The organism is uncultured Tateyamaria sp., assembly GCF_947503705.1.
In the GTDB taxonomy this organism is placed as follows: Bacteria; Pseudomonadota; Alphaproteobacteria; order Rhodobacterales; family Rhodobacteraceae; genus Tateyamaria.
The window spans coordinates 400,152-413,991 of the sequence record NZ_CANNES010000002.1; the positions used below are offsets into that span (position 1 = coordinate 400,152).

At 59.6% G+C, this 13,840-nt stretch carries 12 protein-coding genes; 7 read left to right on the forward strand and 5 right to left on the reverse strand.

Annotated elements, in window-relative coordinates; genetic code table 11:
• Positions 1–13 precede the first annotated feature (13 nt).
• From Q1A44_RS08070 to Q1A44_RS08090, 5 genes are all read left to right on the forward strand, one after another.
• Positions 14–1,171: an acyl-CoA dehydrogenase family protein gene (locus tag Q1A44_RS08070; RefSeq protein ID WP_299622518.1), complete on the forward strand. Its 1,158-nt coding sequence runs from the start codon at positions 14–16 to the stop codon at positions 1,169–1,171.
• A gap of 297 nt (positions 1,172–1,468) precedes the next feature.
• Positions 1,469–2,101 carry a glutathione S-transferase family protein gene (locus Q1A44_RS08075; RefSeq protein ID WP_299622521.1) on the forward strand — a complete coding sequence of 211 codons (633 nt, stop codon included), beginning with the start codon at positions 1,469–1,471 and terminating at the stop codon, positions 2,099–2,101.
• Between the two features lie 117 nt (positions 2,102–2,218).
• Entirely contained in the window at positions 2,219–3,430 is a 1,212-nt protein-coding gene (locus tag Q1A44_RS08080; RefSeq protein ID WP_299622524.1) for an acetyl-CoA C-acetyltransferase, read from the forward strand.
• A 61-nt stretch (positions 3,431–3,491) separates the two neighbouring features.
• Positions 3,492–4,373 carry a hypothetical protein gene (locus Q1A44_RS08085; RefSeq protein ID WP_299622527.1) on the forward strand — a complete coding sequence of 294 codons (882 nt, stop codon included), beginning with the start codon at positions 3,492–3,494 and terminating at the stop codon, positions 4,371–4,373.
• Complete coding sequence (locus Q1A44_RS08090; RefSeq protein ID WP_299622530.1) at positions 4,370–6,571, forward strand: 3-hydroxyacyl-CoA dehydrogenase NAD-binding domain-containing protein; 2,202 nt, start codon at positions 4,370–4,372, stop codon at positions 6,569–6,571. Before Q1A44_RS08085 ends, Q1A44_RS08090 begins: the two co-directional genes overlap by 4 nt.
• Before the next feature lie 58 nt (positions 6,572–6,629).
• On the opposite strand, the gene Q1A44_RS08095 is transcribed toward Q1A44_RS08090, so the two are convergent.
• From Q1A44_RS08095 to Q1A44_RS08110, 4 genes are all read right to left on the reverse strand, one after another.
• Entirely contained in the window at positions 6,630–7,142 is a 513-nt protein-coding gene (locus Q1A44_RS08095; RefSeq protein WP_299622533.1) for a GNAT family N-acetyltransferase, read from the reverse strand.
• Between the two features lie 206 nt (positions 7,143–7,348).
• Complete coding sequence (locus Q1A44_RS08100) at positions 7,349–7,975, reverse strand: Hint domain-containing protein (protein ID WP_299622536.1); 627 nt, start codon at positions 7,973–7,975, stop codon at positions 7,349–7,351.
• Between the two features lie 208 nt (positions 7,976–8,183).
• A complete protein-coding gene (locus Q1A44_RS08105; RefSeq protein WP_299622539.1) occupies positions 8,184–8,825 on the reverse strand; it encodes a sulfotransferase family 2 domain-containing protein in 642 nt (213 codons plus the stop codon).
• Between the two features lie 70 nt (positions 8,826–8,895).
• The gene (locus tag Q1A44_RS08110) at positions 8,896–9,813 is read right to left on the reverse strand and encodes a DMT family transporter (protein ID WP_299622542.1); all 918 of its coding nucleotides are present in this window, start codon (positions 9,811–9,813) and stop codon (positions 8,896–8,898) included.
• Between the two features lie 67 nt (positions 9,814–9,880).
• Here Q1A44_RS08110 and Q1A44_RS08115 point away from each other — a divergent pair, with 67 nt between their 5' ends.
• Positions 9,881–11,509 (forward strand): AMP-binding protein, encoded by a 1,629-nt coding sequence (locus Q1A44_RS08115; protein WP_299622545.1) that lies wholly within the window; start codon positions 9,881–9,883, stop codon positions 11,507–11,509.
• A gap of 51 nt (positions 11,510–11,560) precedes the next feature.
• Positions 11,561–11,785 (forward strand): CsbD family protein, encoded by a 225-nt coding sequence (locus Q1A44_RS08120; RefSeq protein WP_299622548.1) that lies wholly within the window; start codon positions 11,561–11,563, stop codon positions 11,783–11,785.
• Positions 11,786–11,861: 76 nt separating this feature from the next.
• Here Q1A44_RS08120 and Q1A44_RS08125 read toward each other — a convergent pair whose 3' ends face one another.
• Positions 11,862–13,751, reverse strand: a complete 1,890-nt coding sequence (locus tag Q1A44_RS08125) for an AMP-binding protein (RefSeq protein WP_299622551.1) — start codon at positions 13,749–13,751, stop codon at positions 11,862–11,864.
• Positions 13,752–13,840 lie beyond the last annotated feature (89 nt).

The following is a 13,840-nucleotide window of genomic DNA, read 5'->3' on the forward strand; positions in this document are numbered from 1 at the left end:
GGGGAGGAATGAAATGAAAGATCCCGGAATCGCCCCAGTGGGCTGGATGACGGACGAACACCAGATGATCGCCGACATGACCGCGCAGTTCATCACCAATGAATGGGCACCACATTTTGAGCGTTGGCGCAAGCAGGGCGAGATGGATCGCTCCACATGGGCGCAGGCGGGCGAATTGGGGCTGCTCTGCCCCTCGATCCCCGAGGAATACGGTGGTGCGGGTGGCGACTTCGGCCACGAGGCTGCGATCCTGATCGAAGCCTCCCGCGCCAATCTGGCATCTTGGGGACACGGCATCCATTCGGGCATCGTGGCCCATTATGTCCTGGCGTACGGCACAGACGAACAAAAAGAACGCTGGCTGCCCAAGATGGTGACCGGCGAACTGGTCGGCGCATTGGCGATGACCGAGCCGTCGACGGGCTCGGACGTGCAAGCGATCAAGACCCGCGCAATCCGCGAAGGCAACGCCTACAAGCTCAATGGCTCCAAGACGTTCATCACCAACGGGCAACACGCCAACCTGATCATCGTCGCGGCCAAGACGGACCCGTCGCTCGGATCCAAAGGCGTGTCTCTGGTGGTGGTGGAAACCGACGACGCCCCCGGCTTTGCCCGCGGTCGCAACCTGGAAAAGATCGGGATGCACGCGGCGGACACGTCCGAGCTGTTCTTCGACAACGTGGAAATCGCGCCCGAGAATATTCTGGGCGGCGAAGAGGGTCAGGGGTTCATCCAGCTGATGTCGCAATTGCCCCAAGAACGCATGGTCATCGCCTGCGCCGCTGTGGGTGCCATGGAAGGGGCCGTCAGTCGGACCATCGCTTACGCGCAAGAACGCGAAGCCTTCGGTGGTCCGATCATGCAATTCCAGAACACGCGATTCAAACTGGCTGAGGCCAAGACCAAGACGATGGTCAGCCGGTCCTTCTTTGATGAATGCATGGCCGAACATCTGCGTGGCGACCTGACGGTGGATAAGGCCGCCATGTGCAAATACTGGACCACGGATACTCAGGCCTGGGTCCTCGATGAATGCCTACAATTGCATGGCGGGTACGGGTTCATGCAGGAATACGCGATTGGCGAGATGTGGACCGATGCGCGGGTGCAGCGGATCTATGGCGGGACCAATGAAATCATGAAGGAATTGATTGCGAGGGCGTTTTGAATCTCAAGAACAAAGCTCTCGCCAAATCTGTTGGAGCCTCCGGCGGGAGTATTTTTGAAGAAAAGAATCGAGGGCAGGTCCACCGCTCCGCCCGGCCTGATATCGGGATTGACCCTGCAAGGCGGGACGTTGGGGCTTCTCCTCTTGCGGTCATCGGCTCTCCAGCCTGTACCGCGCTGACAAAAAGGTATGATTCTGGTTAACAACACGTGAAGTAAAGCAGGACTTCGGCTTCTTCTCTTTTTAAATACTCAAAACTCAACAGCGCCCTTCCGCGCGCCGATCGGAGAAACGGACATGACCCTGAAACTGCATTGCTTTGGCGAAAGCGGAAATTCTTACAAGGCAGCCCTGGCGCTTGAGTTGTCAGAGTTGGACTGGGACCCCGTATTTGTCGATTTCTTTGGCGGCGCATCGCGCAGCGAGGCGTTTCGCGCCTTGAATCCTATGGGCGAGGCGCCTCTTTTGGTGGATGGGGATCGCAAGATCAGCCAATCGGGTGTCATTCAGCAATATATCAGCGACAAGACTGGCAAGTTCAACGGCGAGGGTGATGACCGCTATGAGGTGTTGCGCTGGGTATTGTGGGACAATCACAAGCTCAGCTCAATGTGCGGCATGACCCGTTTTCTCATGAACTTCCTGCCGGAGGACAAGCGCCCAGCGGAAGTGATCGCTTTCAACCTGGGCCGCCTCAAAGGGGCCTATACCGTTCTGGAAGCTCACCTGGAGGGTCGAGACTGGATTGTCGGAAACGCGCCGACCAATGCCGACATCAGTTGTTGCGGTTACCTCTATTACCCTGAGCCCTTTGGCTTTGACCGAGCGGAATGGTCCAATATTGATCGGTGGTTAAGCAACATTTCGTCCCTTCCCGGATGGAAAGCCCCCTATGATCTCATGCCCGGTTCCCCCGCCGACCGAGCGTAACTGGGCTGGTTTACCTAAACCGCCGCAACGTCACCCTTGATTGGACCGACCGGTCCACCCCACTTGATAGCCAAGACACCACACGCAAGACCGCCCCTGGCGAAAGGACCGCACACCATGACCGAAGCCTATATCTATGACGCGCTGCGCACCCCCCGCGGCAAGGGACGCAAAGACGGCAGCCTTCACGAAGTGACGGCGCTCCGCCTGAGCGCCCAGACCTTGAACGCTGTCAAAGAGCGCAACAACCTGGATGGCCACGCGGTCGAGGATGTGATTTGGGGCAACGTGACCCAGGTGATGGAGCAGGGCGGCTGTCTGGCCCGTTCGGCCGTCTTGGCCTCGGATCTGGACGAACGCATTCCCGGCTTGGCCATCAACCGCTTTTGTGCCTCCGGAATGGAGGCGGTGAACCTGGCCGCCAACCAGGTCAAGGGCGGCGCCGGTGAGGCCTATATCGCAGGCGGTGTCGAGATGATGGGCCGCGTGGCCATGGGGTCTGACGGGGCGGCCATTGCGGCTGATCCGTCCATCGCCATGGACAGCTATTTTGTACCCCAAGGCATCAGCGCGGACATCATCGCCACCGAATACGGGTTTAGCCGCGATGACGCCGATCACCTCGCCATGGTCAGCCAACAGCGTGCAAAGGCCGCCTGGGATGCAGGTCGCTTTGACAAGAGCGTCATCACCGTCAAGGACGTCAACGGCCTCGCCATTCTGGACCATGACGAATACATGCGCCCCCAAACCGACATGCAGTCGCTGGGCGGCCTAAACCCTGCCTTCCAGGCCATGGGCGAGGTCATGCCCGGCTTCGACAAGGTCGCGCTTATGAAATACCCCCACCTTGAGCGGATCAACCACATCCACCACGCGGGCAATTCGTCGGGCATCGTGGATGGCTCGGCCGCCGTTCTGATCGGCAACAAGGAGTTTGGCGAGAAATGGGGCCTCAAACCCCGTGCCCGCATCCGCGCCACCGCCAAGATCGGGACCGATCCCACCATCATGCTGACCGGCCCTGTGCCCGTGACCGAAAAAATCCTGAAGGATCACGGCATGGACATCAGCGACATCGACCTCTTTGAGGTGAACGAGGCGTTTGCCTCTGTTGTGCTTCGCTTCATGCAGGCCTTCAACGTGGACCACGACAAGGTCAACGTGAACGGGGGCTCGATCGCGATGGGCCACCCTCTGGGCGCCACGGGGGCCATCATCATCGGAACCTTGTTGGACGAGCTTGAGCGCGCTGACAAAGAGGTCGGCCTGGCCACTCTTTGTATCGCATCGGGTATGGGTGCGGCGACAATCATCGAACGGGTGTAACGGCGTGACAGACGCCCGCAGGATTTATCAAGACATGCTCGACCGCACAACGGACGCTTTGATGTCGCGAAATCCCGCGGGCTATGCCCAACATGTGACCTACCCCTACGAAGTGCGCACCGTTGACGGAGTTGTTGTCTGCACCTCGGACGAAGAGTTCCGCACCCTTTTCAACGGATTTGTCCAAGAGCTGGATGCCTTGAACGTGACCCAATACACCCGCACCTGTGATACGGCGAAGTTTGTGACTGCGAACCATATCTCGGGCTATCACACAACGCGTGTTGAGGCGCGTGGCACCGAGGTTCTGGCCCCGTTCCTGACCCGCCTTAGCCTGTATCGCGGGCGCGATGACGTTTGGAAGGCCAGCATTAGCGACACCTCGTTGCGCAGTGCCGACTGGCAGATCATTCCCGACTGGCTCGAACAACAATCCGGCTTTTCCATACGGGGCCGTGCGTCCGAAGATCAACAGCGCCTGCATCTGTTCCAGACAATACTGGACCGCATCAGTGCCGCCTTTCTGAGCAAGGACCCAGATGGCTGGTTGAACTGCACCAGCCTGCCGTTTCACATGATCACCCGCCAGGGCGTCGAAACCTTTGACACCGAAGAAAAAGTACGCCGCGATTTCGAGATCTATTGCCAGGAGTTTGAAATACACGGCATCACAGACATCGTCCGCGAGGCAAAAACCGCCGAGATCATAGATGGCGACCAAATGGTTGGCACCTATAGGACCCATATCCTACGCGGCGCGAACCACGTCGTCCCGCCGTGGGATGCATCCATGACACTGCGCTGCGAAAACGGCCTGTGGCGTGTGACAACAGTCATGCGCGCCATTGGGCACTTGAACTGGTCGGCCCTCAACCCAGCCGACATCGAAGACGTTCCACAAGACACTACCAATGACACTCCGAAGAAGGGAGATCACCAATGACCGATTTCACAATGACCAAAGACGCCGAGGGCGTCGCCACCATCACCTGGGATGTGGCGGACAAATCCATGAACGTGATGTCTTTCGAGGGCCTTGAACTGCTCAATGACCTTGTGGACGACGCCTTGGCCGACGATGCGGTCAAGGGCATCGTGATCACCTCGGGCAAGGACACGTTCGCGGGCGGCATGGACCTGAACCTGCTGGCCAAGATGAAGGAAAGTGCGGGCGACGATGCCGCCAAAGGCCTTTTTGAAGGCACGATGAAAATGCACGGCCTCCTGCGCAAGATCGAACTTGCGGGCATGGACCCAAAGACACAGAAGGGCGGCAAGCCGATTGCGTCGGCCATCCCGGGCACTGCTGTTGGCATCGGCCTGGAACTGCCTCTGGCCACGCACCGCACCTTTGTGGCCAACAACCCCAAGGCGCGCCTCGGCCTGCCTGAAATTTTGGTTGGTATCTTCCCCGGGGCCGGTGGCACCACGCGTCTGACCCGTATGTTGGGTGCCATGGGCGCATCGCCCTTTTTGCTGGAAGGCAAGCTGAGCGCCCCTGAGGCTGCCAAGAAGGCGGGCCTGATACACGAAGTCTCTGATGATCCGATGGCTGACGCCCGCGCCTGGGTGCTGAGCGCCAAGGATGCCGATCTGGTCAAACCCTGGGACGCCAAAGGTTACAAAATGCCCGGTGGCGCGCCGTACCACCCAGCCGGTTTCATGACCTTTGTCGGGGCGGCCGCCATGGTCAACGGCAAGACCCAAGGGGTCTATCCTGCGGCCAAAGCCCTGCTGAGCGCCGTGTACGAGGGCGCGCTGGTGCCCTTCGACACCGCACTGAAAATCGAGGCGCGCTGGTTCACCAACGTTTTGCTGAACCCATCCTCCGGAGCGATGATCCGTTCACTCTTCCTCAACAAAGAAGCCTTGGAAAAAGGGGCAGTGCGCCCGGCGGGCATCCCGGATCAACGGGTCAAGAAACTGGGCGTCTTGGGCGCCGGTCTGATGGGGGCTGGCATCGCGCTGGTATCTGCGCAGGCAGGCATCGAAGTCGTGTTGATCGACCGTGACCAAGAGGCCGCGGACAGGGGCAAGAACTACACCGAAAAATACCTGGAAAAAGGTATGGCTCGGCGCAAGGTCACCCAACAGAAGGCAGACGCCATGCTGGGTCTGATCACGGCGACGCCCGATCTGGACGCACTGAAGGGCTGCGACCTGATCATCGAGGCCGTGTTCGAAGACCCCGCCGTAAAGGCGGAGATCACCGCCAAGGTCGAAGCGGTAATCCCAGAGGATTGCATCTTTGCTTCCAACACCTCTACCCTGCCGATCTCGGAACTGGCCAAAGCGTCCAAGAACCAGGACCAGTTTATCGGCATTCACTTCTTCTCGCCCGTCGAAAAGATGTTGTTGGTTGAGATCATCAAGGGCGCCAACACTGGCGACCGGGCCGTGGCCAAGGCGCTGGACTACGTCCGCCAGATCAAGAAGACACCGATCGTCGTCAACGACACGCGGTTCTTCTATGCCAACCGCTGCATCATTCCTTACGTCAATGAAGGGGCGCGGATGGTCACCGAAGGGGTTGAACCAGCGTTGATCGAGAACGCGGCCAAGCTGGTCGGCATGCCCCTTGGGCCCCTGCAACTGACCGACGAAACCGCGATTGATCTGGGTGCCAAGATTGCGCGCGCGACAATGGCCGCGATGGGTGACGCCTATCCAAAATCCGGGGCCGACGATCTGATCTTTTGGCTGGAGGAAGAGGGGCGCCTGGGCCGCAAGGCTAATGCCGGGTTCTACAGCTATGACGACAAGGGCAAGCGCACCGGTCTTTGGGATGGTCTGGGCGAAAAGTACCCTGCCGCCGAGGATCAACCTGACCTGACTGAAGTGCAGCATCGCCTGCTGTTCAGCCAGGTCCTTGAGGCAGTTCGCGCGCTCGAAGAGAATGTGCTAATGGACATCCGCGAGGGCGACGTAGGTGCGATCCTCGGCTGGGGTTTTGCCCCATGGTCGGGTGGCCCGTTCAGTTGGTTGGACATCATGGGCGCGCCATACGCCGCTGAACGGTGCGACCAGCTGGAAGCCAAATTCGGTGAGCGGTTCAAGTGCCCCGCTCTGCTGCGTGAAATGGCGGAAAAGGGTCAAAGCTTTTACGGTCGCTTTGGTCCAGAATCAGCCAAAGCCGCTTAAGGTACTGATCGAAAAAATTTAAAACGCCGCTGGGTATAACCTGGCGGCTTTTTTCGTTTTACAAAACGATATATGAGTAAAAGCGGGTTTGCGGCGTGGACAGACGATCCACCACCTCAAACCCGCATTTGAACAAAACGCCCGAGGATGCGGGGTGATCAAATTCCACGCCTGCCAGCACCGTGATGTTGTGGCCCGGCGGAATGGCTGTCAACAGACCCCGGATCACTTCGGTGGCGTAACCGCGCCCCCACACAGGGTCGGCCAGCATATAGCCTAAATGCAGTGTTCCGTCCTCTTCAGAGGCGATGATCAACAGCCCTACCAGTACTCCGGATGCAGCTTCCAACACAGAAAACACATCGCTTTCCTCCGCGCGGGCGCGGACCCAATCGGCGATATGCCCGGTCCCGTGCGGCAAATGCAGGGGTTCGGGTAGCGGCGCCAACACATTTGGCGTCAGAACATAGGCCAAATCCTGTTCTAACGCCGCGCGCCGATCCGGGTCTGACAGAATCCCACGCCAGGCGGTGACCCGTAATCGCTGTGTGGTGAAATCCGGGATCTGCATGGCATCCTCCCTGTCATCAACCGGACTATACCACAAACGAAGATAAAAAAGGACGACCGTTTTGGGTCAACCTGCCTGGGTGGACCTGTTCGGTCCCTGCACCCGGCGACTGCGCCGCTGTTGGGAACGGTGCGCCGGTGTGACCGGCAACCGGGTGCAGAGGGGGGAAGGCGCGTTGTGATTGTCAGCGCGCCAAAACGAAAAACTCAGGCGGCCATCTGGTCCTCGACCATCATGCATTCGACCAAAAAGGCCGCCTCACGGGCAGGCACCAACTCATAGCTGTGCGTCTCACATCCCAACTGATCAAGGCGCAGGTGCGCTCGGGGGCAGTGGATCAGCGCGCCACCTTCGGCATAAATCACCTGCTCATCCGCAAAGACCAATACGATCACTTCGATCTGCGTGCGCGGCGGGGTGCGCCGAATACCACGAAACCCGTCAAGCGCCTTCGCGGGGATGACAGCAAACGGGTCGCCCTGCGCATCGCAGGCCGCGTCGCTCTCGATCAGAACACCTTGGTCCGGCAGTAGCTCAAGGTCGGCACTGTTGCCCAAGGCCCCTGCGGGCACATACACAGAGGCATAGGCGGCGGGGATCATCATGTCAGCCACCCAGAACACCTCGCGGCGTACTTCGATCAGGGGGCGCAGGCCATTGTCAAATGTCAGAACCATGTCACCGGGAGCCAACGCCTCAACCGCGCGCCAGCCCATCGCTGTCGCAATCCGTGTGCCGGACAGCAGGCCGCGCGTCTTCATCACGGACCCGTCGCAGGCACCCGAGGTGTCGGCCATGCGTCGTGGTGCAGTCTTGTTCATCCATCCAAACATCAGATCCATCCCCATGGTTCCGGCGCTTACCAGCAGCAGCGCCTGTTGCGTTCGATGAAACCAATTGCAGTGATTCTCGGGGCAGAGACGGGCCGCGAAAGAGGCGGAAATCGGGCACTGTTGCGAATTTCCCGATCAATCCATTTAGCGTACTGTGGATTTGTGAAGGTTTTGCGACAATCGCGGGGGCCGAACGCCCGCTGGCCTGTCAGTCAAAGCTGTAGCCGAATCTTTCGATGTCTTCGCCACAGTCCTCAGCAACCGCCTGGCGGGCCATATCCGAGTAATACGTGCGAAAATCGGCATCCCGGTCAGAGGTATTGGCCCGCGGCAGCGCAAGGGCAAAGCCGAGATGGTCCCAAAGCGGCTGGGCATCCTGTTCCAATGTCTCGATCCGGATATAGGCATTGCAGCGCTCTTGCCCCGAAACGTCCGTCATATAATGGCGCGCGGGGCTCGCCTGCATTGAGGCGCGCACCTGCCCTGCTTGCACGAAATCCTCAAACGGCAGCTGCCCGGCCAGCGCCACGGCGGGATGATCAAACCTCTGGCCCCGAAGCCAGTGGTAGTAACTGACCATCCTGTCCCAAGGATTGCGCACCAAGGTAAAGGCAAAGAGCCCATCAAGCGTCGGCACCAGCCCATCGATATCCGCCAGGGTACTGTGCTTCCAAAGCCGCCCCCGGCTCTGCACATCCTTGAGCCGCCGCCTGCGCTTGAGTGCCTTGGGCGTATCACCCAGCATGATGTCGTCCTTCATCGCGCGCCCTTCAAGCGCGAGCGCCATAGCGGTTCCGCCCGTTTTGGGGGCGTGGACAAAAACATATTGGCGGCCGAGCGAAAGGATCATGCGCCCAGTCTAGCGGGCGTTGCGCTCGGGTCCATCCGTGGCATTTGCATATTTCTGGAACAATGAAAAATCATTGGTTTGCGCTGCGCAGGGCGATGATGACCCCTGCGAGTGCGATCAGGACGATGCCCACCCCTTGCGCCCATGTGATCGTCTGTCCCAAGAGCCACCAACCAAAGACGGGGCCGAAGATCATCACCGCATATTCAAACACCGCCACGTGGCTGGCCTCGCCCAATTGATAGGCCTTGTTCAGCAAGCCAACACCCACCACTGCACCCAAGACCTGAATCAGCAGGTAAGGCAGCGCTGCATCAATGGGCCAGACCCAACCCCGAGTGAGAAAGGCCATCCCCCCAGCTCCGACCTCTGGCTGGATCACGGTCAGCGCGCTCAGCATGACTGCCCCCAATGCGCCTTGGGCGAGGAATATCCCCAGCAGCAGCGTCAGGGTGCTTTCCCCTTCGCAAAGTGCGCGTGTGGCGACGACACCGGAAGCATAGAGCAGTCCACCGAGCACGGGCATGACGATGATCCACCCCAAGCTACCCCCAGATGGGCCCAGAACCACCAGGATGCCCAAGAAACCCACAGCAACCGCCGCGATCCGCCATGGTCCGATCCGTTGGCCGAGCACAAAAGCCGTGATCAGCAGCACAAAGATGGGCGAGGTGAAAAGGCCCGCCAGCGCCAGCGCAATCGGCATGAAGGCAAGTGCGCTGAAATAGCAAAACATGCCCAGCGCGATCAGCAGGCTGCGCCCGGCCACCTCGCCAAACCGCCGTGGGCGCACCGTCCCGAAGCCCAACGCTGACAAAAGCAACACCAACGGCGCCGCTAACAGCATCCGCACCAACAGGAACTGCCAGACCGAGATGGTTTGGGCGATCACCGCCACGTAAATGTCGATCAGTCCGATGATCCCCATGGCCCCGATCATGCTGAGCGCAGCCGCGACCGGGCGCGTTTGAGGGGCCGTGTACATCATCTCTTTCCAATTTGAATTTGCCCGGCCATAAGTTTCGGCCAAAGGGACCGAAGCCGGGGAGGGCGCAATGGGTTGGATGGCAGATGAGACGGGTCTGGACAAGACCGAAGCGAATTACGTGGCACTCACGCCCTTGTCGCATTTGCGCCGCGCGGCGCAGGTCTTTGCCACCCATACGGCTGTGATCTATGGGCCGCACCGTGTTACTTATGCCCAGTATCATGACCGTTGCTCCCGCCTGGCATCGGCTTTGGCCGGGATGGGCGTTGTACCCGGCGATGTGGTCGCCACCTTGATCCCGAACCTGCCTGCGCAGGCGGAGGCACATTTTGGCGTGCCTGCCTGCGGTGCCGTTCTCAACACGATCAACACCCGCCTCGACGTGGATACGGTTGCGTATATTTTTAGCCATGGTGGGGCAAAGGTTGTGATGGTTGACCCGCAGTTCCTTGAGCTGGCTGAGGCAGCAATTGCCAAGATGGCAGGTTCGGCCCCTCAGGTTATCGAAGTGGCGGACGCCGCCCACGGCTGGCCGGCAAGCGGGCGCTACCCCGAGTATGAGGATGTTCTGGCCACTGCCGACGCTGACTTTGATTGGATCATGCCAAAGGACGAATGGGAAAGCCTCGCACTGAACTACACCTCAGGCACCACTGGGCGGCCCAAGGGCGTCGTCTATCACCACCGCGGCGCTTATTTGATGACCATGGGCACGGTGATCAGTTGGAGGATGCAGCTGAACCCGGTCTTTATGGCCATCGTACCGCTGTTTCACTGCAACGGGTGGAACCACACGTGGATGATGCCACTGTTGGGGGGGACCCTGGTTTGTTGTCGCGATATTGCGGCAAAGCCCATCTATGACGCTATCGCCGACGAAGGGGTCACCCATTTCGGCGGTGCACCTATCGTGTTGAACATGCTGGTCAACGCGGATGACGGCGATCGACGCCCCTTCGATCATGTCGTCGAAGTGTTCACCGCAGGCGCTCCCCCTGCCCCTGCAACTTTGGGCAAGGTCGAGGCGTTGGGCTTTAACGTCACGCAAGTTTACGGCCTGACTGAAACCTATGGCCACGTGACGGAATGCGTCTGGCGCGGCGCAGATTGGGATGGCTTGCCACAGGACGAAAAGGCAACGATCAAGGCCCGACAGGGCGTGGCCTTTCCGATGATGGAACATATCACGGTTATGGATGCAGACATGGCACAGATCCCCATGGACGGATCGGCCCAGGGCGAGATCATGGTGCGTGGCAACTCGGTGATGAAAGGGTATCTCAAGAACCCTGATGCGACGGCCGAAGCGTTTGAGGGCGGCTATTTCCATTCCGGCGACATCGCGGTTCAGCACCCTGACGGCTATATCCAGATCGCGGACCGGGCCAAGGACATCATCATCTCGGGCGGCGAAAACATCAGCTCGGTCGAGGTTGAGGGCGTGTTGATGGGTCACCCGGATGTGAACCTGGCCGCCGTTGTGGCCAAGCCGGACGACAAGTGGGGCGAGGTGCCTTGCGCTTTTGTCGAGCTGAAGCCGGGCACTGCCCCAACCGAGGCGGACTTGATCGCCTTCAGCCGCGAAACCCTCGCGGGCTTCAAGGCCCCCAAACAGGTTGTGTTTCAAGACCTGCCCAAGACGTCGACCGGCAAAATCCAGAAGTTTGAGCTGCGAAAGTTGGCTCAAGACCTCTGATCTCGGAACCGAATGCCATGTCCCTGTGTTGTGTCATCAACGCAATAAAACATGGAAGTACCAGACATGTATTGGGATGCCATCAAGGGCAATTTGAGACAGGTTGCGAGTTCGATCAGGACCAAATGGTGCGATTTGACCCAAGGCGGGCCGCAACGGGTCAAGGGCGATGCTAAGGTTCTCGCTGACCAGGTCCATGGCCGTGCTGGTATCGCCAAGGACAAGGCACAACGGCAAGTCGACGCCTTTGTCGTCGAGCAAAAAACCAAGTTCTGAACCCAGTTCGCCAAACGAAAATGCCGCACCTCTGAAGGCAGAGGTGCGGCACTCATTTGTTCGAGCCTTGGTCCGCCTAGTCCTTGGCGTATCCGATGGTCTGCAACGCCACTTTGATCTCGTCCAATATCGCCGGGTCGTCGATTGTCGCGGGCATCTTGAACGCTTCGCTGTCTGCAATCTTGACCACGGTTCCGCGCAAAATCTTGCCCGATCGTGTTTTGGGCAAACGGTCCACGACCACAGCCTGTTTGAATGCGGCAACCGGTCCGATCTGGTCGCGGACGCGTTTGACGCATTCGGCCACTATCTCGTCGTGAGGGCGGTTCACGCCGTTGGTCAGACACAAGAGCCCCACGGGCGACTGCCCCTTGAGCGCATCAGTTACACCCACAACCGCACATTCGGCCACATCCGCGTGGCCTGCCAGTACCTCTTCCATTGCACCCGTACTCAGCCTGTGGCCGGCCACATTGATCACGTCATCGGTGCGCGCCATGATGTAAAGGTATCCGTCCTCGTCCATCATCCCCGCATCGCCCGTTTCGTAATAACCGGGAAAGGTGGTCAGGTAGGACTTGCGAAACCGGTCATCGGCATTCCACAGCGTGGGCAGCGTGCCAGGCGGCAAGGGCAGCTTGATCGCGATAGCGCCCAGTTCGCCCGCGGCCACGGGGTGGGCCGCCTCATCCAGAATCTGGACGTCAAAACCGGGCATCGCCACAGTGGGCGAACCGATCTTGACCGGGAGCGCCTCAAGGCCCGCAGGGTTACCGGCGATGGTAAAGCCTGTCTCGGTCTGCCACCAGTGGTCATAGACCGGCACACCAAGGATATCCTGCGCCCATTCGATGGTGTCCGGGTCAGCCCGTTCACCGGCCAAGTAGAGCGCGCGCAAACCGCTCAGGTCGTATTTCTGACGCTCCAACCCCTTTGGGTCTTCGCGTTTCACGGCGCGAATGGCCGTGGGTGCAGTAAAGAAGGATTTGACGTCATGTTCGGCAATCACCCGCCAGAACGTGCCTGCATCGGGAGTACCTACGGGCTTGCCTTCGAACACGATGGTGGTGTTGCCGTGGATCAGCGGTGCATAGCAGATATAGGAATGGCCCACGACCCAGCCCACGTCAGAAGCGGCCCAAAACACTTCGCCCGGGTCGACCTGATAGATGTTTTTCATCGTCCAGTTCAACGCCACCAGATGGCCCGCTGTCGGGCGCACAACGCCTTTGGGCGCGCCGGTGGTGCCAGAGGTATATAGGATATAAGCCGGGTGATTGCCTGCAACTGGCACGCACTCGGCCGGTTTCACGCCCTCTTGGCAGGCATGCCAGTCCACGTCCCGATCAGTCAGGTCGCAGGGGTGTTGATCACGCTGAAGGATCACACAGACATCGGGTTTGTGATCGGCCATCTCGATGGCCCCGTCCAGCAGTGGCTTATAGGCCACGACCCGGCCTGGTTCGAGGCCACATGAGGCCGCAATGATCGCCTTGGGCGTGCAATCGTCGATCCGCACGGCAAGTTCGTTTGCCGCAAAACCACCAAAGACCACGGAATGGACCGCCCCGATACGGGCACAGGCCAGCATGGCCACAAGCGCCTCGGACACCATTGGCATATAGATGATCACGCGGTCGCCCGTTGCTACACCCTGGGCCAACAAAGCCCCGGCAAGCGACGCCACCTGGCCTTTCAATTCGGCATAGGTGGTCTTGGACTGCGTACCGGTGATGGGGCTGTCATGGATGATGGCGACCTGATCGGCGCGCCCGCGCTCGACATGGCGGTCCACGGCGTTCCAGCACGTGTTCACACGCGCATCGGCGAACCATTCATAGAAATCGTTGCCCCGGTCGAACAAGGCAGTGGCGGGCGGTTCAACCCAATCAATCGCCTGCGCCTGCTTCAGCCAATATCCCTCAGGATCCGACTTCCAACCTTCATATTCCGCGCGATAACTCATGGTGGTCTCCTCCCTCATGCCGCTGGGTCAGGCATACGAAAGACCAGGGCGCCCGGGCAAGGTCACGCGCGCCCCAGACGACAGAATGC

What these genes read in the sequence shown, in the direction of transcription:
- Q1A44_RS08120 (WP_299622548.1), top strand. Translation starts at nt 11,561, where the DNA reads ATGGAAGTACCAGACATGTATTGGGATGCCATCAAGGGCAATTTGAGA.
- Q1A44_RS08080 (WP_299622524.1), top strand. Translation starts at nt 2,219, where the DNA reads ATGACCGAAGCCTATATCTATGACGCGCTGCGCACCCCCCGCGGCAAG.
- Q1A44_RS08115 (WP_299622545.1), top strand. Translation starts at nt 9,881, where the DNA reads ATGGGTTGGATGGCAGATGAGACGGGTCTGGACAAGACCGAAGCGAAT.
- Q1A44_RS08095 (WP_299622533.1), bottom strand. Translation starts at nt 7,142, where the DNA reads ATGCAGATCCCGGATTTCACCACACAGCGATTACGGGTCACCGCCTGG.
- Q1A44_RS08105 (WP_299622539.1), bottom strand. Translation starts at nt 8,825, where the DNA reads ATGATCCTTTCGCTCGGCCGCCAATATGTTTTTGTCCACGCCCCCAAA.
- Q1A44_RS08125 (WP_299622551.1), bottom strand. Translation starts at nt 13,751, where the DNA reads ATGAGTTATCGCGCGGAATATGAAGGTTGGAAGTCGGATCCTGAGGGA.
- Q1A44_RS08110 (WP_299622542.1), bottom strand. Translation starts at nt 9,813, where the DNA reads ATGATGTACACGGCCCCTCAAACGCGCCCGGTCGCGGCTGCGCTCAGC.
- Q1A44_RS08075 (WP_299622521.1), top strand. Translation starts at nt 1,469, where the DNA reads ATGACCCTGAAACTGCATTGCTTTGGCGAAAGCGGAAATTCTTACAAG.
- Q1A44_RS08090 (WP_299622530.1), top strand. Translation starts at nt 4,370, where the DNA reads ATGACCGATTTCACAATGACCAAAGACGCCGAGGGCGTCGCCACCATC.
- Q1A44_RS08100 (WP_299622536.1), bottom strand. Translation starts at nt 7,975, where the DNA reads ATGTTTGGATGGATGAACAAGACTGCACCACGACGCATGGCCGACACC.
- Q1A44_RS08085 (WP_299622527.1), top strand. Translation starts at nt 3,492, where the DNA reads ATGTCGCGAAATCCCGCGGGCTATGCCCAACATGTGACCTACCCCTAC.
- Q1A44_RS08070 (WP_299622518.1), top strand. Translation starts at nt 14, where the DNA reads ATGAAAGATCCCGGAATCGCCCCAGTGGGCTGGATGACGGACGAACAC.